Source organism: Endozoicomonas sp. NE40 (assembly GCF_040549045.1).
Taxonomy (GTDB): Bacteria; Pseudomonadota; Gammaproteobacteria; order Pseudomonadales; family Endozoicomonadaceae; genus Endozoicomonas_A; species Endozoicomonas_A lisbonensis.
On the sequence record NZ_JBEWTB010000002.1, the window covers coordinates 527,501 to 548,055 of the forward strand.

General features: G+C 48.3%; 18 protein-coding genes. 9 read left to right on the plus strand and 9 right to left on the minus strand.

From position 1 onward, the window contains the following. Window positions 1-408 precede the first annotated feature (408 nt). Window positions 409-1,794, minus strand: a complete 1,386-nt coding sequence (locus V5J35_RS03390; RefSeq protein WP_354009906.1) for a hypothetical protein — start codon at window positions 1,792-1,794, stop codon at window positions 409-411. Window positions 1,795-2,435: 641 nt separating this feature from the next. On the opposite strand from V5J35_RS03390, the gene V5J35_RS03395 reads away from it, so the two are divergent. Together V5J35_RS03395 and V5J35_RS03400 are read left to right on the plus strand one after the other, a co-directional pair. Beyond that, a complete protein-coding gene (locus tag V5J35_RS03395; protein WP_354009907.1) occupies window positions 2,436-2,726 on the plus strand; it encodes a hypothetical protein in 291 nt (96 codons plus the stop codon). 20 nt (window positions 2,727-2,746) lie between these two features. After that, window positions 2,747-2,833: a chalcone isomerase family protein gene (locus tag V5J35_RS03400; RefSeq protein WP_354011366.1), complete on the plus strand. Its 87-nt coding sequence runs from the start codon at window positions 2,747-2,749 to the stop codon at window positions 2,831-2,833. On the opposite strand, the gene V5J35_RS03405 is transcribed toward V5J35_RS03400, so the two are convergent. Beyond that, complete coding sequence (locus tag V5J35_RS03405) at window positions 2,830-3,927, minus strand: radical SAM protein (protein ID WP_354009908.1); 1,098 nt, start codon at window positions 3,925-3,927, stop codon at window positions 2,830-2,832. The two genes, V5J35_RS03400 and V5J35_RS03405, sit on opposite strands and share 4 nt — an antisense overlap. Before the next feature lie 265 nt (window positions 3,928-4,192). On the opposite strand from V5J35_RS03405, the gene V5J35_RS03410 reads away from it, so the two are divergent. Further along, window positions 4,193-5,326 (plus strand): hypothetical protein, encoded by a 1,134-nt coding sequence (locus V5J35_RS03410; protein WP_354009909.1) that lies wholly within the window; start codon window positions 4,193-4,195, stop codon window positions 5,324-5,326. A 416-nt stretch (window positions 5,327-5,742) separates the two neighbouring features. Further along, window positions 5,743-7,311 (plus strand): AbgT family transporter, encoded by a 1,569-nt coding sequence (locus V5J35_RS03415; RefSeq protein ID WP_354009910.1) that lies wholly within the window; start codon window positions 5,743-5,745, stop codon window positions 7,309-7,311. Window positions 7,312-7,368: 57 nt separating this feature from the next. On the opposite strand, the gene V5J35_RS03420 is transcribed toward V5J35_RS03415, so the two are convergent. Next, complete coding sequence (locus tag V5J35_RS03420) at window positions 7,369-8,832, minus strand: protein kinase family protein (protein WP_354009911.1); 1,464 nt, start codon at window positions 8,830-8,832, stop codon at window positions 7,369-7,371. Between the two features lie 239 nt (window positions 8,833-9,071). On the opposite strand from V5J35_RS03420, the gene V5J35_RS03425 reads away from it, so the two are divergent. Next, on the plus strand, window positions 9,072-9,242 hold the full coding sequence (locus tag V5J35_RS03425) for a hypothetical protein (RefSeq protein ID WP_354009912.1): 171 nt from the start codon (window positions 9,072-9,074) through the stop codon (window positions 9,240-9,242). Window positions 9,243-9,260: 18 nt separating this feature from the next. Here the strand turns inward: V5J35_RS03425 and V5J35_RS03430 are convergent, their stop codons facing one another. The 5 genes from V5J35_RS03430 to V5J35_RS03450 all read right to left on the minus strand — a co-directional run bounded on the left by V5J35_RS03430 (window position 9,261) and on the right by V5J35_RS03450 (window position 16,281). Continuing rightward, window positions 9,261-11,015 carry an efflux RND transporter permease subunit gene (locus V5J35_RS03430; protein ID WP_354016265.1) on the minus strand — a complete coding sequence of 585 codons (1,755 nt, stop codon included), beginning with the start codon at window positions 11,013-11,015 and terminating at the stop codon, window positions 9,261-9,263. After that, entirely contained in the window at window positions 10,897-12,423 is a 1,527-nt protein-coding gene (locus tag V5J35_RS03435) for an efflux RND transporter permease subunit (RefSeq protein ID WP_354016266.1), read from the minus strand. The genes V5J35_RS03430 and V5J35_RS03435 overlap by 119 nt, the downstream gene beginning before the upstream one ends. A 10-nt stretch (window positions 12,424-12,433) precedes the next feature. Further along, entirely contained in the window at window positions 12,434-13,690 is a 1,257-nt protein-coding gene (locus tag V5J35_RS03440; RefSeq protein ID WP_354009914.1) for an efflux RND transporter periplasmic adaptor subunit, read from the minus strand. A gap of 155 nt (window positions 13,691-13,845) precedes the next feature. Next, entirely contained in the window at window positions 13,846-14,919 is a 1,074-nt protein-coding gene (locus V5J35_RS24315; protein WP_472924765.1) for a hypothetical protein, read from the minus strand. A 57-nt stretch (window positions 14,920-14,976) separates the two neighbouring features. Continuing rightward, window positions 14,977-16,281: a dicarboxylate/amino acid:cation symporter gene (locus V5J35_RS03450; RefSeq protein ID WP_354009916.1), complete on the minus strand. Its 1,305-nt coding sequence runs from the start codon at window positions 16,279-16,281 to the stop codon at window positions 14,977-14,979. A 197-nt stretch (window positions 16,282-16,478) separates the two neighbouring features. Here V5J35_RS03450 and V5J35_RS03455 point away from each other — a divergent pair, with 197 nt between their 5' ends. The 4 genes from V5J35_RS03455 to V5J35_RS03470 all read left to right on the plus strand — a co-directional run bounded on the left by V5J35_RS03455 (window position 16,479) and on the right by V5J35_RS03470 (window position 19,970). Continuing rightward, window positions 16,479-17,093, plus strand: a complete 615-nt coding sequence (locus tag V5J35_RS03455; protein ID WP_354009917.1) for a C2H2-type zinc finger protein — start codon at window positions 16,479-16,481, stop codon at window positions 17,091-17,093. 85 nt (window positions 17,094-17,178) lie between these two features. Further along, the gene (locus V5J35_RS03460) at window positions 17,179-18,609 is read left to right on the plus strand and encodes a TldD/PmbA family protein (RefSeq protein ID WP_354009918.1); all 1,431 of its coding nucleotides are present in this window, start codon (window positions 17,179-17,181) and stop codon (window positions 18,607-18,609) included. Between the two features lie 46 nt (window positions 18,610-18,655). Next, window positions 18,656-19,024, plus strand: coding sequence for a PmbA/TldA family metallopeptidase (locus V5J35_RS03465; RefSeq protein WP_354016267.1), 369 nt, complete (start codon window positions 18,656-18,658; stop codon window positions 19,022-19,024). Then, window positions 18,972-19,970, plus strand: coding sequence for a metallopeptidase TldD-related protein (locus tag V5J35_RS03470; RefSeq protein ID WP_354016268.1), 999 nt, complete (start codon window positions 18,972-18,974; stop codon window positions 19,968-19,970). The genes V5J35_RS03465 and V5J35_RS03470 overlap by 53 nt, the downstream gene beginning before the upstream one ends. 56 nt (window positions 19,971-20,026) lie before the next feature. On the opposite strand, the gene V5J35_RS03475 is transcribed toward V5J35_RS03470, so the two are convergent. Beyond that, entirely contained in the window at window positions 20,027-20,356 is a 330-nt protein-coding gene (locus V5J35_RS03475) for a PBPRA1643 family SWIM/SEC-C metal-binding motif protein (protein WP_354009920.1), read from the minus strand. Window positions 20,357-20,555 lie beyond the last annotated feature (199 nt).

Here is a 20,555-nt window from a genome sequence, read left to right on the forward strand (position 1 = left end):
ACATTGCTTTTCTGATATTCCCTCAATGGCTTCTGTTATTGGCAGATACAGCGATTCCCCACCCAAATGTCCAGAGCGAAAGAAAAGCCAGGACTCTTTATTTATTCAGGCGTTAACCAAAAGGTGTCGATGAGTCTTACTATGAATTCATTCGTAGTCGTTCAACTCAACCGGTATATTTTTTGGGCAGGTTCGGTTTTTGGGCAGGTTCGGTGGAACTCCAAACCATAGATTTAGTCAGAGACGCAGATTGGCAGGCGGTGCCGCACAGGACACGCTCCGAAATAGTAATCCGGATATTAATGAGGGAGAACAAACTGATATTCCTTTTAGCGAGTTCAATAGTCGCAATACACGATTACTGTATCATCAGGTTGATCAATTTTTTCTAACCCAGATCAATAAATTCTATTTTTTCAAGGCTTTACAGGCTGCCAGGCATCGCCACACCCCTTGCAGGCGGGAGTTTTTCAGAAAGCTGATCACCCAGTCACCGTGCCTGGAGAATTTAGGGTTGTATTTTAACCACGTTTCCTTATCGAGTGGTTTTTCAAGCTCTTCAGGAGAAGCTTTTTGTTGGAAGTTCAGGAGTGAGGATACAATGTCACGATCGTCTAAACCGTGTTTGGCAACGACCTCTCTGTGTCGACCGACCTCCAGAATAAGATCGTGCAGATAGGGAAGTGTTGTTCTACTCTCGTGCAGGTTTTCAGTGGATTTAATACTATCGCCCTGCGTAAATGTCCCTTCAATACCAGCGATGTGATCTGCAAACTCGTCATCAGTAAACGTTTTCAATGGTAGCTTCTGCAACCATAGACAGGCCTGTTCAGCCTCAGTATGAGTCACATCCCAGTACTGTTTTGGTAAGCCTTCAAAAAACATTTCATGGGTGTGCTCATGGATTGCTTTAAAAAATGCGCCATCGGGGGAGTAATTCTCTTCATTAAAATAAGCCTCCTCATGGAGGGTATAAAAAAGAGCCAGCTCTATCGCTTTAAAATTGACGCTCTTTATTTGGTTCTTGTTCTCATAAAGTTGTCTTATCCAGTGAAACAGGGTTTCATAGCTATTTTCAGTGGCTACTTTTTTTTCGTACTTCGCGCTTAGATGATACAGGTCATGTTCAAAAAAAGTAGCTGGATACAAGTCAAAGCCATCAGCCTGGGTAAACTCTGACAGGCTGAAACCAGTCAGCCACAGGTGCAGTGGCCATAAGCGGTTGAGATCTTCGATGCCAAGTTCCCGGGGGTAAGGGATGATAGGAATATTTCGGCCTAAACCGGACTCAGCGCCTACATTTAACACCCGACTGTAATGCACCTTTTTCAAAAGCGTCATAAACTGATCTGTATCTTCAAAAAGCATCGACCAGGGCAGGCGTTCGAGATCTTTCAGAGAGCAGTTTTTCTTATATAACGAAAGTAGTTTGGCGCCCTTAGACTCAAAAAATTCATATACATCAAATCGACTGGAACGAATTCGAATATCATGGTCAATGGTTTGGTCTGAAATGGATAATCTTTCCCTGAAATAAAGTAAAGATCGATAGTGCAGGTATTTATAAGTAACAATTAAAGAGGGTTGATAAGGGTATTCTGGTGACAAAGCCTCTAACTCTCGCCTGAGGTTCCGTAGAATGTCGTCCTCTCCCGGCAGCAGGGAGTAATTATTTCTGGCTTTTTCTAAATCAGTCCTGATCAAATCGGCAGTAATGGCCATGCAAGGCATTGGGAACTCATTGGGGTGCTTGTTTATCAGCCTCCTCAACTCATTTACTTTTGTTGGCCCCATGCTAATAAGGCGGGCTGAAAAATGCTCATCCGTAGTAAAATCAGGTACAAGTGAGCCATCTTTCAGGGTGACTGAATGAACCGGTTGCAGAGCCTTTTGTTGCGTTGTTGCGTCAGTGACCCTGTAGTCCGATAGTTCTTTTTGAAGCGTATGGGACACTTTTTCCGGAATATAGGGTGTAGTGGAATTGTTATCGGACCTGATTCGGTCAACAGGTTCAATGGGTAACGTTATTGAGCCAACTGCAGCATTGGGTAAAGCATTCATTTCAAGTCCTTTTGTACGGAAATGGAACAGCTCACGATTTCACTGGAGGCCATCGGGATTTTATTGAAGAGTTATAAGTTATGACTTTGGTTTTAAATAAGAGTTCCCCTCTGACTCAGGAAATTGGCTTGAAAATGGGGGTATGGCATCTGAATCGTCCTGCGTGAACTTAAAGGCTGATGCTTTATAGCGCCCTTACACACAGCGTATAATCCCGACGAATTCTGATATATATAGAAAGGAACAATAGTCCGGATATTAATGAGGGAGAACAAACTGATATTCCTTGTAGCGAGTTCAATAGTCGCAATATAACCCGTTATTCCAGAGTCGATATTGGCCGGAAAAAAAGACTGAGTATCGATAGTGTTATAGTGATTTTTGATCAAAACAAAAAAGTCAGCCCCGATACCGCCAGCTATATCCTGGGGCATTACGTATTAAGTCCATGGAATAACAGCGCTATACACCCAAAAACCAATGTTTCCTGGTTAAGCGACTCTTCACTCCTCGGTATTGTAGAGGCAGCCGTGATCGCCCTGGTGATGCCCGTTTTGTCAGACAGCTTACTGAAGCCTCCAACCCCCGACTGCGGGGATGGTAAATTACAGTTCCGTGGTTACGGTGGCGGCTATGGCGGTGAAGGGGCATCTCAGGCGTTTTAGGCTCTGTTAAAGGAGACAATTTGGGTCGTACACTGTTAAAAATCTGGCTGGGTGAAACGCCTGCCGATCGCAACCTCAAACGAAGTATGCTGAACAGTTGCATTTAACAATAATAGCGAAATCTCTGCATTTGATAGGGAACGATCTGTGCATCACTGCAAATGGATAAGTGCTTTTTCATCAGGCGTAACTCTTGTACACGCAGACTTCGGTCTACATTCGCGGATTCCAGTGGTGACAGATAGACAATATCCTTCCTTTCAAGTCCCAATGCTTTAATAAATGCAGCGGTACGTTGAACATTTTCCTGCTGGTATCCGGGTTCGCTGGCTCCGGCAAGAACCGTTATCCCCACACTGATGCCTGCCCGTTTGTAATCATGAACCGCGCGACAGACTCTGGTCAGATCAGCAGATTTTCCCAGCCTTCCTCTTAAAGCCCCCCATCCGGTTTCCAGACCAATCACCAGACGGGTAACGCCAGCATTCGCCAACTCCTGCCATTGCGCTGTGTTTCTCGGTGCTGAAAAGTCCGGATCGGCAAAGGCTGCGATCCCCCGTTTAAATGGATCAAAGCAGGAGTGAATTTGCTGAAGGTAAGCCATCAACCGACGCTGCGATAAAGCCATGGCATTGGCAGAACCAATAAACAGTCCGTCTTTTATCAAACATTGACCTCCAAGCAACGTCTGTACGCCCAGCAAGTGTTGTGCAAACCGATCAGACGGCAACATTTTATAGGGTTTGTCCTTATAAAACGCACAAAACGTGCAGGCACGATTCGGACAACCTGTGACCGGCTGAACCACCAGGTCGCCATAGCGATCAGGAGGAAGAATAGGAACGCCTTCGGGATAGACCGCCCTGTAAAGCGCAGCCTGATGGTTGTAATAGTTAAAGTCCAACCCGGAGGCAGTCTGTAAAACCGACTTTACCCGTTTGCACCCTTTCCAGCTCTGGCTCCACTGATCCAGTGTAGTAGCGATTTTCCCGACCAGCAGAACCTTATCCGAGCGGTGCAGTGGTATCTCACCCTTTCCGCAAACCACATCGCCGCCCATGCAGCGCCTGTAAAAACTGGCTCCACAGCGATAACTTAACCACCGTCCCTGACGATCCAGCCTTATCGTTATTTCACTCTGCGGGTGTTCAAATTTATAACCTGAAGACAGTTCCCGAACCTCGGGCTGGGAGTAAGACATCAGCAAACAAGCTCATCAGAAAACAGCCAACAGTTTGCCACCGGTTTATTGCCATCGCAAAGCCATCAAACACCATTGTTTTAAATTAACCTGAGTTTCAAATTAACCCACAGTGTCAAATTAATCTGGATGAATGGCTATCCCCCTGAAACCTTTTCAACCCGTTATGGATTTGACACAACATAGCTGACTCGCACAGCACACTATAGCTGTATTTCCTACTGCTATAGTGTTTAGCAACAAGACGTAAATCAGGACTTTAGCTATGCCACAGGGAGTCAGCGGTTCTAATAGCCCACAAAATACACGCATACCAGAAGGCGTAAATCCAATACCCAAACCTCCGCGCGCTGGCACTATGAAAAACAATAGTGTCACACCCAACGAAGTTGACCCAACGCTTCTTCTGAAAAAGCAACAATCTGACAATCCTTCTCAAAAAGAAACCCCTCTCAGTAAAAGAAACGTTGGCGATTCAAACACCACTGATCAGAGCAGTTCAGTACCGGCTCCTCCTCCGCCTCCTCCTTTGAGAAATAAGGCTTCTTCACAGATAGCAACACCTGCACCGATGGACGACACTGCAGCGCCTTCAGACAGCATCCCTGATGCTCAACAAAAGGCAGAGGTTTCCGACTCTGTTGACGAAAATACCAGTGCTGAAACAAACCGGAAAACAAGTAAGAGAGGCGGTATCGCAAAGAAAATTGCACATATTTTTGGAGAACTGAAAAGATTTATCACTGGTACAAACTTTGAAAAGCTCCCTCAGACCTTACTCAATGATGTGAAAGCTACTGCAGCATTACTCGATGAGAAAAATGCGACAACTGAAAAGCCATCTCTGTTTAGCAGTCTTGATCAAGAACTGAGCGAATGGAACAACAAAGTTGATCGACTGGCACAACTGAAAGAAGACGAAGGTGCAGACTCTCAAGAGCGCACAGAACTGAAAAAAGAATTAAAGGAACGCAAGCAAAAAATAGCAAGCATAGCTAGTGCCGCTGAAACACTTCTGGAGATAAAAGAAACTGAAAAACGCCTGCAAAGAGATATTACTCAGCAGATAGCCACACCACAACAGAAAGAACTGGTTAAGCAGCTCAATGAAACCGTAACAGCATCGTCTGCTGAAGCACCCAGACCGTCCTCACTGGCGCAGGAACTGAAAGCCGTTAAGCTCAAAAAAGCTGGCAGCCGCCCTGAGCAAAAGTCACCAGAACAGACAACGACTTCTTCTGGCGGGCTGATCCTTAACCAGGAAATGCTGACCAAAGCCAGAGGAAACCTGAAGCGCAAAGCCGAGCAGAGCCAGCCATCTCAGGTAACACCTGATGAGCCTGAATTCATAAAAAAACGACGTGAAATACAAGGTCATAATACCGATCGCGAAGAATAAGAGAGCAACCTCTTAAATCTCTCTATTATTTCTAAAGCTGACAGTCCGATGTCGGCTTTATTTTTCCCGTCTTCAGTGAGCCATCCGTACCGCTCAATGCCCCTACTGAAAAATACGTCAGTAGGCATATAAATCAAAGTTTTTAACCACTAAAGTTCGTCCCCTGGCCTCCATGCAAATCGTCGCAAAGCAGCTAAACTATTGGTGCAATAAGCGTATAGTTTCGCCCGGTTCTGGCCACAACATCCCAGACTCACAAATGATTCACTCTGATTCCTGAAGGCCCTCCGGGAAACATTTAGACTGTTCATTTTTAAAACACAAACTCCAGCTTTGTTGATACAGGTCATTTCGTGTTCAGCTTTGCTGCCGCTAAAGTTAGCCGCCGTAAACCCGTATAAATTTTCTGAGGTATTATGAGTCAACAGGCCTCCCCTTTATCTACAGCTCAAGGCAGTCCGACATTGATGGATCGTTTCCTCAATGGTGTTGAACGGGCTGGCAACAAGCTGCCTGACCCATCCCTGATGTTCCTGTACGGAACCATTCTGGTATGGATTCTGTCCGCCCTGCTCTCCACAGTCAGCTTTGATATGATTCATCCGACCACAGGCGAAGCCATTGTGGTCAACAACCTGTTAACCGGCGACGCTTTTGCAGCATTTCTGTCGTCGATGGTAGGCAACTTCACCGGTTTTGCCCCTCTGGGGATTGTACTGGTTGCTATGCTGGGGGTTGGTGTGTCGGAGCAGTCCGGCTTTATTAACACCGGCCTGAAGAAGATGCTGGCGGTGACTCCAAAGTCCCTGTTGACACCTGCCCTGGTGGTGGTAGCCATTCTGTCACATCTGGCTGCTGACGCAGGCTACGTACTGGTTATTCCATTGGGTGGTATTATTTTCCATGCCGCTGGCCGTCACCCTCTGGCAGGAGTTGTTGCCGCATTTGCCGGTGTATCCGGCGGTTTTGCTGCCAGCTTTGTTCCGACACCAACCGATCCTCTGCTGCAGGGCTTTACCCAGTCCGCTGCCCAGCTGTTTGATCCGGAGTACCTGGTCAACCCGCTGAGCAACTGGTTCTTTGCAGCCGCTTCAAGCATCATCGTGACCATTGTGATCTGGTTCGTGACCGAGCGTATTGTTGAACCTCGCCTGAATGCCCACATGCCCATCGATGACGATGTTGAAGCCGCAGAAGACATGGGTTCCGTCAGCGATGTAGAAAGCCGTGCTTTCCGCATGGCCAGTCTGGCCATGCTGGCAGGACTCGGCCTGCTATGCGCCTTTGTGCTTCCGGAGTCTTCCCCAATGCGTTCTGCTGACGGCGAGCTGACTTCCCTGGCCTCGCCACTAATGCAGTCCATCGTGCCTCTGATCTTCCTGATCTTTGTTCTGCCGGGCATCGTTTATGGTTTGGCTTCCGGCGTGTTCAAAAAAGCCAAGGACATCATCGACGCCATGGGAAAAACCATGTCCACCATGGGTTCCTACATGGTGATGGCATTCTTCTGCGCTCAGTTCCTGGCGGCTTTTGGCCAGTCGAATCTGGGAACCGTACTGGCTTTAAGTGGTGCCGAAGTGCTACAGGCAATGAACCTGCCAGGACAGGTGACCATCGTCGGTATGATTCTTCTGACAGCTGTCGTTAACCTGGTGATTGGCTCTGCTTCAGCCAAGTGGGCGTTGATGGGACCGATCCTGATCCCAATGCTGATGGCCGTGGGTATCTCGCCGGAACTGGCACAGGCTGCCTATCGTCTGGGCGATTCGGTATCGAATATCATCTCTCCGCTGATGGTATTTTTCCCGCTGATCGTGGTTTACTGCCAGCGTTATATCAAGAGTGCCGGCATTGGTACCCTGGCGTCCCTGATGATGCCATACTCTCTGTCCCTGACCCTCATCTGGACAATCTTCCTGCTGCTGTACTGGGCAATGGGGCTTCCCCTGGGTATCCAGGGAACTTATACCTACCCGATTATGTAAATGTTGAAATCACAAAGGCAGCTTTGCTGAGCTGCCTTTGTGTACAGACGCCAACAGTCAAAATAACTTCTTCTTAGCGGCTGTAGGTTGATTGGCTACAGTACAGGATCTTTTATGCGCTTTCGGTATCTTTGTTTGCTCAATGAAATCAATCAGAAAACCTTTAGCTTCTGTTAACGTTAACCGACTCTCCGGCGAATGATTCATACACAGCCAAACCATTTTTTGTAAAAAATCTGCCAGATCTTTTTCCTTCACGTCCTTCTCATTATGCAATTCTTTGGCTATCTTCTTCGCATCGAGAACACTGGTTATGACAGGTTTACCGTTTACCTTCTCCTGCTCAACTAAATCTGTGTTTACAAAATACTGCCGATAGGCCTCATAAAGCTTCGGACTGTATGAAAAATTTTTCCTGCAATGATTGGGATTATTCACCCAGGCATGATAAATCGGTTTCCCTGTTAATAACTGCAAAGCAATAAATCCCAGACAAAAAACCTCAGTTTTTTCGCTCATATATTCACGCTGCTGACACGTTAACTCCGGTGCCATATAAAAGCAGGGTGGTTCACTGGATAGCGTTCTTGGCTGATCAATGCTGGAGGCAAAACCAAAGTCGGTAATTTTGGCTTCTAATTGCCCATTCAGTAGAACATTCTTGAGCTTTATATCACCATGTAACACCCTTAACTCTTTGTGAAGGTACTCAACACCACGAAAAATACCTTCCAGAATATTAAGTAAACTGTCCAGGGTGATTTTTTCATTTGGCTCCTTCAGGAATTTCTCCAGATCACAGGACATTGGCTCCATCAGGAGCATTACAGAATGACCTTGTACATGGTAAGCCAGAGTTCTGACGACATTTTGATGATCACATTCAATATGGGTATAAACTTCTCTTGCCGCTTGCCGATGTTGTCGTTCTGAAACCCCGTTTTCATGTGTAATAAACCGTTTAAGCGCTCCCCTGTCCACACCTTTGATGTCCTTATCCACCAGATAGACATAGCCGTAGCTTCCTTTTCCAAGACATGGAAGCCCCACCAGCCTGTCAGGCACTCCAGGGCTTATCTCATCGAGTTTTCCTCCGCGCTTCAGTGGTAATAAATGCATTTTCCCGGGGGTTTCCGCCGCTAAAGGGGCAGGCTGTATGTTCCCTGCTAGATTGAGTGGTTCATCCGAGTCCATCGACAAAAACATTTTGGAAACATCCTGTGAATCAAACTGGGAAAACGACTTGGTGAACGGCGACTCTCCAGAGAACCCCGGAGTCTTGTTTAAACAGGCCTGCGATGTATCAGAAGCTTTGTTCTCACAGGTTTTAGTCAACCCGGTTGTTCTGGTTGCATTTATTTTTGATACTGACGTATCACTTTTAGTATCGGCGCTGCTATCTCCACCGCTGGTTGAATCCGATGACGTACGTAAACTCTCTTCACACGAGCTGCACTCAGTGGGTTGATTGAGGGCCTCTCTGAAAGTCATTGGAAAACTGACTGCGTTGGACACATTCATACAAACCCTCCCTTTCTGGCTAACCTATTTGAGCCAGCCAGATAAGGTAGGTTCATAACAATATGGTCAGCAATCCTGACACCAATCCAGCCGTTCACCGGAACTAACCCCACCCCAAACTCTCTAAAGAACAATCAGGCAATTTTCAGATCTGCGACTATCCTGAACCCAGGAACCAGTCCTAACAATAAAACATGTATGAGGTTGTAATGTTTAATCTTCATCAAATGCTGGAAAACATGACGCTCACTAGTTGGATAATCGTCATTATCTGCCTTGGCCTCTGGACGTTTGCCACTTATATCGTCGGAGAATTCTCTGAAAGAAAGTGGGGAGACCGGGAATCCGGAGCCCTGGTCGGCTTCTTTGCCCCGGGGCTTATCTTTATGCTCTGCCTTTACCTTTGCTGACCCTGACCAGCTGAAAGCTTACTCCCCCAGGGGCTTTGATACCTTCTCCCCATACCAGAGCCGCCGGCAGCCCTGCCCCAGCTCGGCAATAACGACATACAGGGTTGGAGTCAGGATCAAAGTAATGGCTGTGGCAAACAGTATCCCGAACCCAAGGGAAATCGCCATAGGAGACACAGCCTGAGCCTGAAGGCTCTTTTCCATGGTAATCGGCACCAGCCCAAGAAAGGTCGTCAGCGATGTCAGGATAATCGCCCTGAAACGTTCACGCCCCGCAAAGATAGCCGCCTCATAAAGCCCTTTGCCCGCTGCTTTTGCCTTGTTGATAAAATCCACAAGGATCAGGCTGTCATTCACCAGCACACCTGCCAGGGCGATCAGGCCGAAGGTTGACATCAGGCTGAACGATTTACCCATCAACAAATGACCCACCAGCGCCCCCACCAGCCCAAACGGAATAATGGCCATAATAATGACCGGTTGCACATAAGAACGCAGAGGAATGGCGATCAGAGCATAGATCATCAACAGCGCCATGGAACCCAGAACCGCCAGCTGCTCCACAGTCTGTTTCTGCTCCAGGCTGGCACCATCCAGACCACTGGTCACATCAGGGTAGCGGGCATAAAGATCCGGCAGAAAATTATCCCTGACATCCTTAATGACCGCATCAGGTTCAATACGTTTTACATCAACATTGGCAGATACCGCCAATGCCCGTTTACCATTGGTTCGCCGGATATAACTGGTACCCTGTCCCGGCGTAATAGTCGCTACCTGATAGAAGGGTACCTCGCTGCCATCCGCTGTCCGGATACGCACCCGGTCCAGATCGGTTAGATCATCCCGGTCTTCCCTCGGGTAGCGCAGAATAACCTTCACCTCTTCACGTCCACGCTGAATCTTCTGGACTTCCTGACCATAAAAGCCCTGACGCACCTGGTTACCCAGGCTGGCAAGGTTCAGCCCCAGCGCCTGGGCGCCCGGAAGAATATCCAGAATGACTTCATCAATGGCAGACTCTGTCGTGTTTTCAACATCATAAACACCGTCGTATGATTGCAACTTCGCTTCCAGTTCTGCAGCCGCCTGCTGCAGTTGTCTGTTATCATTGCTGCTCAGGCGAAAATAAACCGGCTTGGAACCACCGGCATGACGCTCTGTAGAAAAGTCCAGTTTCTGTAGGCCGACGATTGAGCCGGTTTCATTGCGCCATAAACTGGCTACGTCATCTACTTCAATGGAACGTTTCTCAGCCTTGCTCAACTCGGCAATAATCACGCCCTCATCGTCACCTCTTGACCAGAGCATAATGCTTTCGACGAGGTTTTCACCCTCGTTTTCCTGCCGATAGCGTTCGTCTACACGCATCGCTGCCTGTTCAATACGTATCAGGGCGGCATTCCTGTCCGCAATAGAAACACCCGCATGCATATCGAGCGTCACTTCAATCATGTCGCTGGGAATTTTCGGGAAGAAGACAAACCGGATGAGCGGGCTGACCAGCACACTCACGGTTATGATCATAACCCCGGCAAACACACTGAGGGTGACATAACGATTACGCAGCGCCTTTTCCATCAAAGGCTGGTAAACCTTACTCACAAACGATTGCAGCCCACGGTCAACCCGATCCTGTAGTTTTGCCAGCCGGTTAGCAGGAAGCTTGCCAGCCTCGACTTTGCGCATATGGGCAAGGTGTGCAGGTAGGATAAGTTTTGATTCCACCAGTGAAAAGAAAAGACAAAGTATCATCCACCAGCCCAATCGCATGAAAGAAAGGCGATGCCTTTCCGGTGACAAACAACACCGGCAGAAAGGCTGCAATCGTCGTCAATACACCAAAGGTGGCAGGCACCACGACCCGCCGGACACCGGCCACCACATTGTCAGTGGTATGACCATACCGTGAAATGCTGGTATAGACGCTCTCGCCCATAATGATGGCATCATCCACCACTACACCAAGCACCAGGATAAACCCGAACAGGCTCAGCATATTGATGGAAACCGGCATAAAGGCATTGGGCATCAGCCAGATTGCCCCCAGAAAGCAGACGGGAATTCCCACTACGACCCAGAAAGCTACCCGCATACGCAGAAACAGGGTTAATAACAGGAACACCAGAATCCCGCCGCTCAGCATATTTTCCATCATCATGCTCAGGCGGCTTTTCAGATAATAGGCACCGTCCCCCCAGGGCTGCGCTTCTACCCCAACAGGTAATTGACTCTGATATTGGGTTAGAAACTGACGTACATCCCTGGACGTTTGCAAGGCACTGATATCCCCTTCAGAGATAATACTGATGGTAATGGCTTCCCGGCCATTGAAACGGACTATGCCTTCGTCCTCAACAAATCCGTCGTGTATTTCAGCAATATCCCGCAGATAAAGGCGACTACCGTCTGCATTGGTTCGCACGACAAAGTCTGCAAAATCAAATCCGGTATACGCCTGTCCCCGGGTTTTTACGGAAATATCGCCGTCGCGGGTTTTAATAGAACCACCCGCCACATCAATGGAGGCACTCTGCAAAGCCCTTGAGACCTCATCAAACGTCAAACCGTATTTTCGAAGCGCAGACTCAGACAGCTGGATAGAAATTTCCAGATCATCTTCACCCAGCAGCCGGGTTTTGGTGACAGTGGGCAGTGTCAGTAATGCTTCCTGTAAAGACTGTGCTGTTCGTTGCAGTGACAGCCGATCTATGTCACCGAACACGGTCACCAGCAACACACGTCTTTCTGGTTCAATTTTGGTAATAACCGGCGTCTCTGTCTCTACCGGCAAAGTGGTTAAACCTTCTACCGAGACTTTGACATCGTTATAGAGTGTATCAAGGTCAAACCCGGTTTCCACTTCAATACGGACACGCCCGAGACCTTCCCGGGCGGTACTGACCACTTTCTTGATACCGGACAGAGTCCGAACCGCTTCCTCAACTTTCAGGACAACACTCTGTTCAATATCATCAGCCCCAGCACCGGGGTAGCTGATGGAAACCTGAATGGTATCTGCCTCAAAATCCGGGAATATCGTTTTCTTGATCGTAAATACGCTCAGCAGGCCAGCAGCAATAATACTGACCATCAGCAGGTTAGCCGCCACAGGATTGTTGGCAAACCAGGCAATCACCCCTTTCCTGTTGACACTGTTATCATTGTTCTGGGACATCATGCCACCTGCCTTAGCTGTTGTTGTTCAGGGGGTCACTTGATGTGGTGGAAAATCCGGAAGGGACATCGTCGTCAGCCAGTCGAACTTTCATACCCTCAACAGGGTTGGTCAGCGGAGTCAGGCATAAGCGTTCACCTTCAACCAGTCCTTCAGCCACATAAACCGTGTTTTTGTCCGCATAAACCGGCCGTATCTGCCGGTAACGCAAACTGTTGTTCTCATCAACCACCAGGATTTTTCCATCGCCGTAAACCGCACGCCGGGGAATTCGAAACAGTCCTTCTATCTCGCCGCCCTGCAAACGGGCAGTAACAAAACTGCCTGCTTTCAAGGGCTCAGAACTTTTGCCGGTAAACCTGTTACCGGAGATAACGTTTGTCTCACGATTTAATGCATAAGGGTCAGCCACCCTGACCACCACATAGTGCATACGGCTCTTCTCATCAACGGTTCCTTCCACCCTTGCCAGCTCGGCTTCCCAACTGATTAATCGCCCTCCCAGTGACTGGCTCAGGGTGACCCGGATATCAGAAGACACCTGACGTCCGGCGGCAGGCAGTTCGATAAAGGCAAGATCAGCGGGCTTCAGTGGCAGCCGCACCTCTGAAAATTCGACCGAGAACACCATGCCGAGTGGTGAACCAGTACCCAGAAACTGACCAATATTGACAGTGCGTTCCCGAACCATGCCGTCATAAGGCGCACGAATAACGGTTCGTTCCAGATCCCTTCTGGCTTTGTCGAGCTGTGCGCCTGCGGCCTTGACCTGCGCCCGGACTTCAGCCACATAAGGCTCCCTCAGTAGCAGTTCAGGAGCATCATCCAGCTTACGACCACTGCGTAGCCAGCTCTGTTTTTCAGCCTTTGACCGGGCTACTTCTTCAGCCAGACGGGCTTCACTGGCTGCCAGGGTTGCTTCAGCCTGACGAACCGCTACCCGATAATCGCTGTCGTCAATTCTGACCAGCAGATCACCTTTCTGAAAAACACCACCACTGACAAATACCGGGGCGACTTCAGTAATCAGTCCGGATATCTGGGCCACTAATATTGTTTCAACAGACGGGTGAACAACGCCCTGACTGTTAATTGAAAACCGGACAGATTCAGTAGTGAGTAAACGAGATTCAACCAGAGGAATGGTGGCTGTTTTTTTCTCTTCTTCAGGGGGGTTAACCAGCCTGGTCAGACCAAAGCCGATGCCACTGCATAGTGCCAGAACAGCCAGAGAGATAAACAACTGGCGACGTGCGTTACTGCTTGCCATGATGATTGTCCGTAAATCGATTTATTATTGTTATACCCTCAAAAAGCCAGCTAAAGGCTTCGGATGCTCAACGGATCATAACAAATATTGCAGATAATGAGCCACCCCACTTCTCACTCCCGCAGCGGTTAGCGGGTGGCCAATCTTTGAAGGGGTTATAAGTCCTGATGCTCCTGAGTACCATCAACAACTTCATCAACAGTAACTTCATCAACAGTGACTTTATCAACAGTAACTTTATCAACAGTAACTTTATCAACAGTAACTTTATCAACAGTAACTTCATCAACAGTAACTTCATCAACAGTAACTTCATCAACAACAATTTCATCAACCACCCGGGAGGTAGTTTCAGCCTTGCTGTCAGGCTGCAGATCTATATATAGCACTTCATAGGCATAGTTTTTGCCATCATACTGGTCTTCATAATTTATATATTTACCTGTCTGATAACGTCCTTTGTAGTCAACAGAACAGTATTGGTGGCCACGAATGAATGCCTGAAGAATGCAATAATCAACGTCGTAGCCCACCCCATAAGGAGAATGAGAAGCAAAGGGTTCTCCCTGACGTCCAGCCCAGGCTGCATGAACGAAGGGATGTGACAACTCTTTCAGCCGTCTGGCTTTTTCAGCCAGCTCATACAGTGGCAACGATGGTTTTTTGTCGGATAACGTGGCATCAAATACCTTACATTTTCCACTGCGACTGAACGTACCAAAGTCCAGGGTTTTGTTGTCTGTTGACTTGATGCAGAGTTTTGTTTCAGCAGTATTCATTTCTGCTTGCTGCTGATCAGTTGGTTTGTCTCTAGCATCACAATATTCAAACCGCTTAATAAATTTTCCCAGTTCCAGCTTCCGTTTTTCAGATTGATCAGGACTATCAGCGGCATTTATAACTATTGGTTCTTTCTGTACTGCCGCCCTGACCTTCTCTTCTTTGCCATGTAACCAGAAATATGTCTTCTCCCGGCGAACCTCCCCTCCCGCTTCGATAGCACAAAAGTGTTTTATACTGCCGTTACTGACAGATCCAAGATCCAGTGCCGAACGACCATAGAAAACACGTTCTGTCGAATCTGGCACAGCGTGAGTGAATGCAACACAAAGTCGTCCATCTGGTGGTGCCTCAGTCGTTGAAGATTGCCAGCAAGCGGCCGGAGCTGAAAAGGCATTGACTGCCTGAACTAATAGCACGAACAGACCACTCTTAAAGAGCCACTGCATTGATCGCCTCCAGAAACAATTACACAGATTTGTAAGGCAGCCTCAAAAGTTAACGATTCATCGGATATGATAAAAATCAATTTCCTCTTCTTTGAGGCCAGCTTCAGGGTTAGTAAATATAGCAGTGTCCAGCGCACCTTCACTCTTTGCCACAATACAGGTAACAGCACTGTCGCCGGTCACGTTAACCGCACTGCGAATCATATCCAGTAGACGATCAACGCCCATTATCAGAGCAATTCCTTCTACCGGCAGCCCCACCTGCTGTAACACCATAGCCAGCATGATCAGTCCCACTCCCGGTACTCCGGCGGTGCCAATGGAAGCCAGAGTAGCCGTCATGATGACGGTCACATAATCGGACAACCCAAGGTCAATGCTGAATGCCTGGGCAATAAACACGGTAGCCACACCCTGCATAATGGCAGTGCCATCCATGTTAATGGTGCTGCCCAGCGGCACAGTGAACGATGCTACCCGGTTGGCAACACCCATCCGGTGCGTCACTGTCTCCATCGTGACAGGAATCGTGGCATTACTGGAGGCGGTACTGAACGCAAACATAATCGCGTCTTCCATCTTCTTCAGAAAGACGACAGGGTTTAGTCGGGTAAAAAGATTAAATAGCAGACAATAGGTCACCAGAACATGCAACAGCAGAACCCCTATCAACACCATGACGTATTGCAGAAGACTGAAAATTGCACTGACTTCAATGGTGGTAAACAGCCTCGCCATCAGACAGAACACACCGTAGGGTGCCAAGTTCATCATCAGCGCCACCAGCTTCATCATCACTTCGTTCATAGACTCAAAAATTCTGGCAATCCTCTCACCGGGTTCACCTGCTGCCGAGATGGAAATGCCAAACAGCACTGAAAACACTATAATCTGCAGCGTATTACCCGATGCCAGCGCCTCTATCGGGTTGCTGGGAAACAGCCGGATAATCACTTCCGCCAGCGACGGTGCCTCACCGGGGGAAAAGCTGGCCGTTGCTTCCAGATTGGCACCTTCTCCCGGCTTAAACAGAAGCGCAGCGATAATGGCCAGGGTAATAGCAACAGCCGTCGTCAGCATATACAGACCCAGCGTCTTACAGCCCAGTCTGCCCAGTGTCGAAGCGTCAGACAGCGAACAGGTTCCACAGATAATCGAAGTGAAGATCAGGGGAACAACCAGCATTTTCAGAGAGGTGATAAAAATCTGGCCAACAACATAAAAGAAGCCATTAGTAATGTAACTTTCAACAAAGGCATTACCTGGAAGTAGCGTTCGGGAAAGAATGCCGACCAACAGTCCAGAGATCATCCCCACCATCACTTTGGTGGTCAGTGATAACTCTTTCCACTTCTTGTACATGAGACATTCCCGGCAGTAGCAGACGACAGAGGTATAAAAAGATGGCAAGCCATGATAAGGATAGTCGAAGAATTTATGCCTTATAAGACAACATAAGAAGACAGCAAACAGTTAGAGTTTATTCAGCGATTTATTGAAACAGGCTTATGATTTGAAATAGTTCTGATTGTTAGTGTGACACAAAAAGAGGTTCTGCCATGCCAAAGATTCATACATGCGAAGTGTGCAACAAGGCTTTTCCGTACAAGGGCGAACTCACCAGGCATATGCGGAGCCATGAAGGTCCAAAGTCATTCACTTGCAAAATCTGTGGACAAAAATTTTCACAGAATCACCACCTCACCGATCACATGCGAACCCATACAGGTGCCAAGCCATACAGTTGCCCGGTCTGTGAAAAAGCGTTTGCACAGCAGGGTACCCTCACCAATCACATGCAAACCCATAAAAGTGAAAATGCACATGTTTGCCCAACCTGTAAACGTACTTTTACACGAAACAGCTCCCTTCAACGGCACAAACTAAACGCTCACCCAACCCCGACAACTGAAGTGACGACAGTAACACATCAAGAACCTGCCGGAACGGTCACAACAACAACACACACTATTAGCACAGCCTCTGGTACAACCAGCGTAAGCTATATTCAGTCACCAAACACTAAACAACAGCCCCCTGTTCAGGTGGTTACTCAATCTGTCGGAGCAATAAAGACAACCGTTGTAACGCAAAGTAGTGGAACGATCAGTCACAGCGAATCTTTCGATGTTTTTCAAGAACAGCTTGCAAGGACATTACCCGACCCGCAATGACGCGTTACAGATAGAAAGTGCGATTGGTAACCTGAGATCGTCAGGCTGAACGTTAATCCGTCATGACACCACAATTGGCGTTATAATGGATAAATCGTTACATGGAATCTGCCCTCAGGATTACGGGACAATGACCGTCAAAGACCACCCTATTCCAGATCTGACAAACCATTCGCTGTATACCGAACTGCGCCTTCAGGAAAACTCCCGACAAACGTTGCAACTGATGAACGGCGATGTCACCAGCAACTCTGTCGAAACAGTCAGCGGCGTATCAGCCAGAGTATGTGACCAGGGACAGTGGGGGTTTGCTTCACTGCCAGAAATCAACGATCACTCAATCAGGCAGGTGTTGCAGGAAGCTGGCAATAATGCCGCCTTTCTGGCAGGTCAGCAGGGGAGCCAGAGCGCCCGCTTACCAGACGACTCATTCTCTGTCAGCAAAGATTTTTCCAGTCAGCAGCCAGCCGCCACGCAGGAACAGAAGCTGGCTTTTCTAAAAGCGATTGACCGTTATGTTCAGGACAACTGTCCAAGTCTTGAAAGCCGTATTATCCGCCTGCATCTGGAAACCATCAGCAAACGGGTTCACACCAGTACAGGGTCGCAGGGCTTTACCCGTATTCCCAGAACCATCCTGACGGTCTGTCTGGTGGCCAGTAATGACCAGCAGGAGCCGGTAGAGTTGCTGCATATTGTCAGTGATCGTGGAGAGTATCAGGATGTTCTTACTGAACCATCCAGCCTGTACGCTGACATTGACAAGCTGTATCAGCAGCTTCTGGATAAAAAAGAGGCCGTTCCCGCCAGCGCCGGATATAAAGAAGTCATTCTGGATTCGGAACTGTCCGGACTGCTGGCTCACGAGGCGGTTGGTCATCCTGTCGAAGCCGATCTGGTTCTGGCCGGATCGGTGGCAGCGGAACTGCAGGGAGAAATGGTGGCCAGCCCTATTGTCAGCATGGTGGACTTTGCCCACTCCTGCAACGGCGAAACTCTGCCGGTACCGGTTTTTATTGATGATGAAGGCAGTAAAGCGGAAGATGCGGTACTGATTGACCAGGGCAGGCTGACAGGCTTTATGCACAATCGCTACAGTGCTGCACAGCTTGAACAACCATCGTCGGGCAACGCCCGGGCCTTCAAGTACTTTGATGAACCGCTGATTCGTATGCGCAACACGGCTATTTTACCCGGCCACGATAAGCTGGAAGCAATGATCGCCTCAATTGACGACGGTTACTACCTGATAAAAAGCAACAACGGCGAGGCAGACGCTACTGCCGAGTTTATGTTTGGTATCACCCTTGGCTACGAAATCAAAAACGGTAAACTGGGGCGCGCCATTCAGGATACCACCATTTCCGGCATGGCGTTCGACGTCTTAAAAACCGTCACTATGGTGTCCGATGACCTGCACTGGGAATGCTCTGGCTATTGTGGCAAAAAACAGGACATTCCTGTCGCCTGCGGTGGTCCGGCGATTAAGTGCAAAGTCCATATTGGCGGAGAATAATCCGGATGACTGTTAACAACCTGTTGGCCTTATACCTGAGGTGCCCATGAGTCAGCCTTCCAATCACCCGGACTACACTCAGGGCAGCACCCTGAACTATACGATGGAGCAACTGCGTCTGGCTGGCTTTGAGAAAACCCAGTGTTCCCTGTCCAGCGACTACAGGCAGGAACTCAATGTTGAAAAAGGAGCCATAACTCTGCTGCGCAGCGGTAGCGACAGGGAACTGTACCTGAGTGGCATTATTGACCAGAAGAAAGCCTCACTGTCCATTAATGACCTGAGCCATGACAGCATTGACTCAGCCGTTGCCGAACTCCTGCTGATGGCAAAAGGCTCTGAAGCAGACGACGCCTACACGATTGCACCGGCACAACCCACAGGCGTTTTTTTCCGCCGGTCCACAACAGGCTGACCTTGAAGCCATGTACGGCAGCCTTAAAACATTCCTGACGTACCTGAAGCAAAATCATCCCAGTATCGTTATGACCGAATGTTCACTGGATTACACCCGTATCCATTCCAGAATGGTTAACAGCAACGGCATCGACTTTACTGAAACCCGGGGCAACTATAATGGCTCTCTGATGTTTAACGCGAAAAACGACAATGACATCACCTCCCTGAACTATACCGGGTTCACAACCTTCACCCTCGACAAACCCTTCCACCAGTTTGGCTCCATTGAGCAACTGCTGCGAAGTTCGGAAGCAGAGTTCCGGGCGCAACCCCTGCCAGCAAAGTTTACCGGCGACCTGATTATCACTCCGGATGCCATGGATGATTTCATTGGTTTTCTGGTGGGTTCTGTGACAGATGCCCCCCTGATTGCCAATAGTTCGTTGTATAAAGACAAACTGCACGAAGCGGTGACAAGCCCCTGCCTGACCCTTAAAAGCCTGCCTCTGGACAGTACCATGCCCAATGGTTATCCATTCACCAGCGACGGTTTTAAAGCCGAAAACCTGACCCTGTTGAGTAACGGTGTGCTGGAAAGTTTTCTGTTGACGGATTACGGCGCCCGAAAAACCGGTCTGAAAAAAGCCGTTAACGAAGGTGGTTGTATGGTGCTCGAGCCCGGTGAACAGACACTGGCCGATATCATTTCCAGTACTCAGGAAGGTGTCATTCTGGGTCGTCTGTCAGGCGGCGCACCTGCTGACAAAGGGGATTTTTCAGGCGTTGCCAAAAACAGCTACTACATCAAAGACGGACAAATACAGTTTCCACTGACTGAAACCATGATATCAGGCAACATGGCCACCATTCTCAGGAATATTGTGGCAGTATCAAAAGACGTGGTGGATTTTGGCGACAGCCGCTATCCATGGCTCAGGTCGGCAAAGGTCAATTTTTCCTGACCCTGACCAGACCGGGGGATAAAGGATATCCCCCGACGATCAACCACTGAGCTTTATTAGCCGCAGCACTTCTTGAATTTTTTACCACTGCCACAGAGGCATGGGTCATTACGGCCAGGTGTTTTTTCAACAACTGTGGTTTTAGGAGTGTTCATTAAAACATCCAGATCGACGAGGTTCTCTTCCTTCTCTTCGTTCAGTTCAATATCCACAAACCAGCCATTTTCGCTAAAAACAGCCTCAATTTCCTTAAAACGCTCTTCAGTCTGAACCACTACACAGGCCGGGTTCTTTTCCGTACCCAGTTTGGCGGCTTTCTTGCGCTCAAAACCACGATTGAACTTGTCAGCCTGATTCATCAGTCGGTTGCCATCGGTATAAAGCATGAATAACCACCATCTACATCAATTGAAAAAAACGTTATCAACAGAGACATCAGGCGCTGAAACAGCCAAACCCACATGTTTTCGTTGATCTGAACCGACCTAATTTACTTGATTTGCAGGCATTTAGCCAATAATACCAGAAAAACCCTGACCCTCTGCCAGTGATTCAGTAACGGATGGAAAGATGCAACCTTTTGCA

Coding starts and splice junctions, on each gene's coding strand:
- V5J35_RS03390 (WP_354009906.1), bottom strand. CDS start 1,794: ATGGGGCCAACAAAAGTAAATGAGTTGAGGAGGCTGATAAACAAGCAC.
- V5J35_RS03405 (WP_354009908.1), bottom strand. CDS start 3,927: ATGTCTTACTCCCAGCCCGAGGTTCGGGAACTGTCTTCAGGTTATAAA.
- V5J35_RS03410 (WP_354009909.1), top strand. CDS start 4,193: ATGCCACAGGGAGTCAGCGGTTCTAATAGCCCACAAAATACACGCATA.
- V5J35_RS03415 (WP_354009910.1), top strand. CDS start 5,743: ATGAGTCAACAGGCCTCCCCTTTATCTACAGCTCAAGGCAGTCCGACA.
- V5J35_RS03420 (WP_354009911.1), bottom strand. CDS start 8,832: ATGAATGTGTCCAACGCAGTCAGTTTTCCAATGACTTTCAGAGAGGCC.
- V5J35_RS03425 (WP_354009912.1), top strand. CDS start 9,072: ATGACGCTCACTAGTTGGATAATCGTCATTATCTGCCTTGGCCTCTGG.
- V5J35_RS03430 (WP_354016265.1), bottom strand. CDS start 11,015: ATGCGATTGGGCTGGTGGATGATACTTTGTCTTTTCTTTTCACTGGTG.
- V5J35_RS03435 (WP_354016266.1), bottom strand. CDS start 12,423: ATGATGTCCCAGAACAATGATAACAGTGTCAACAGGAAAGGGGTGATT.
- V5J35_RS03440 (WP_354009914.1), bottom strand. CDS start 13,690: ATGGCAAGCAGTAACGCACGTCGCCAGTTGTTTATCTCTCTGGCTGTT.
- V5J35_RS24315 (WP_472924765.1), bottom strand. CDS start 14,919: ATGCAGTGGCTCTTTAAGAGTGGTCTGTTCGTGCTATTAGTTCAGGCA.
- V5J35_RS03450 (WP_354009916.1), bottom strand. CDS start 16,281: ATGTACAAGAAGTGGAAAGAGTTATCACTGACCACCAAAGTGATGGTG.
- V5J35_RS03455 (WP_354009917.1), top strand. CDS start 16,479: ATGCCAAAGATTCATACATGCGAAGTGTGCAACAAGGCTTTTCCGTAC.
- V5J35_RS03460 (WP_354009918.1), top strand. CDS start 17,179: ATGGATAAATCGTTACATGGAATCTGCCCTCAGGATTACGGGACAATG.
- V5J35_RS03465 (WP_354016267.1), top strand. CDS start 18,656: ATGAGTCAGCCTTCCAATCACCCGGACTACACTCAGGGCAGCACCCTG.
- V5J35_RS03475 (WP_354009920.1), bottom strand. CDS start 20,356: ATGCTTTATACCGATGGCAACCGACTGATGAATCAGGCTGACAAGTTC.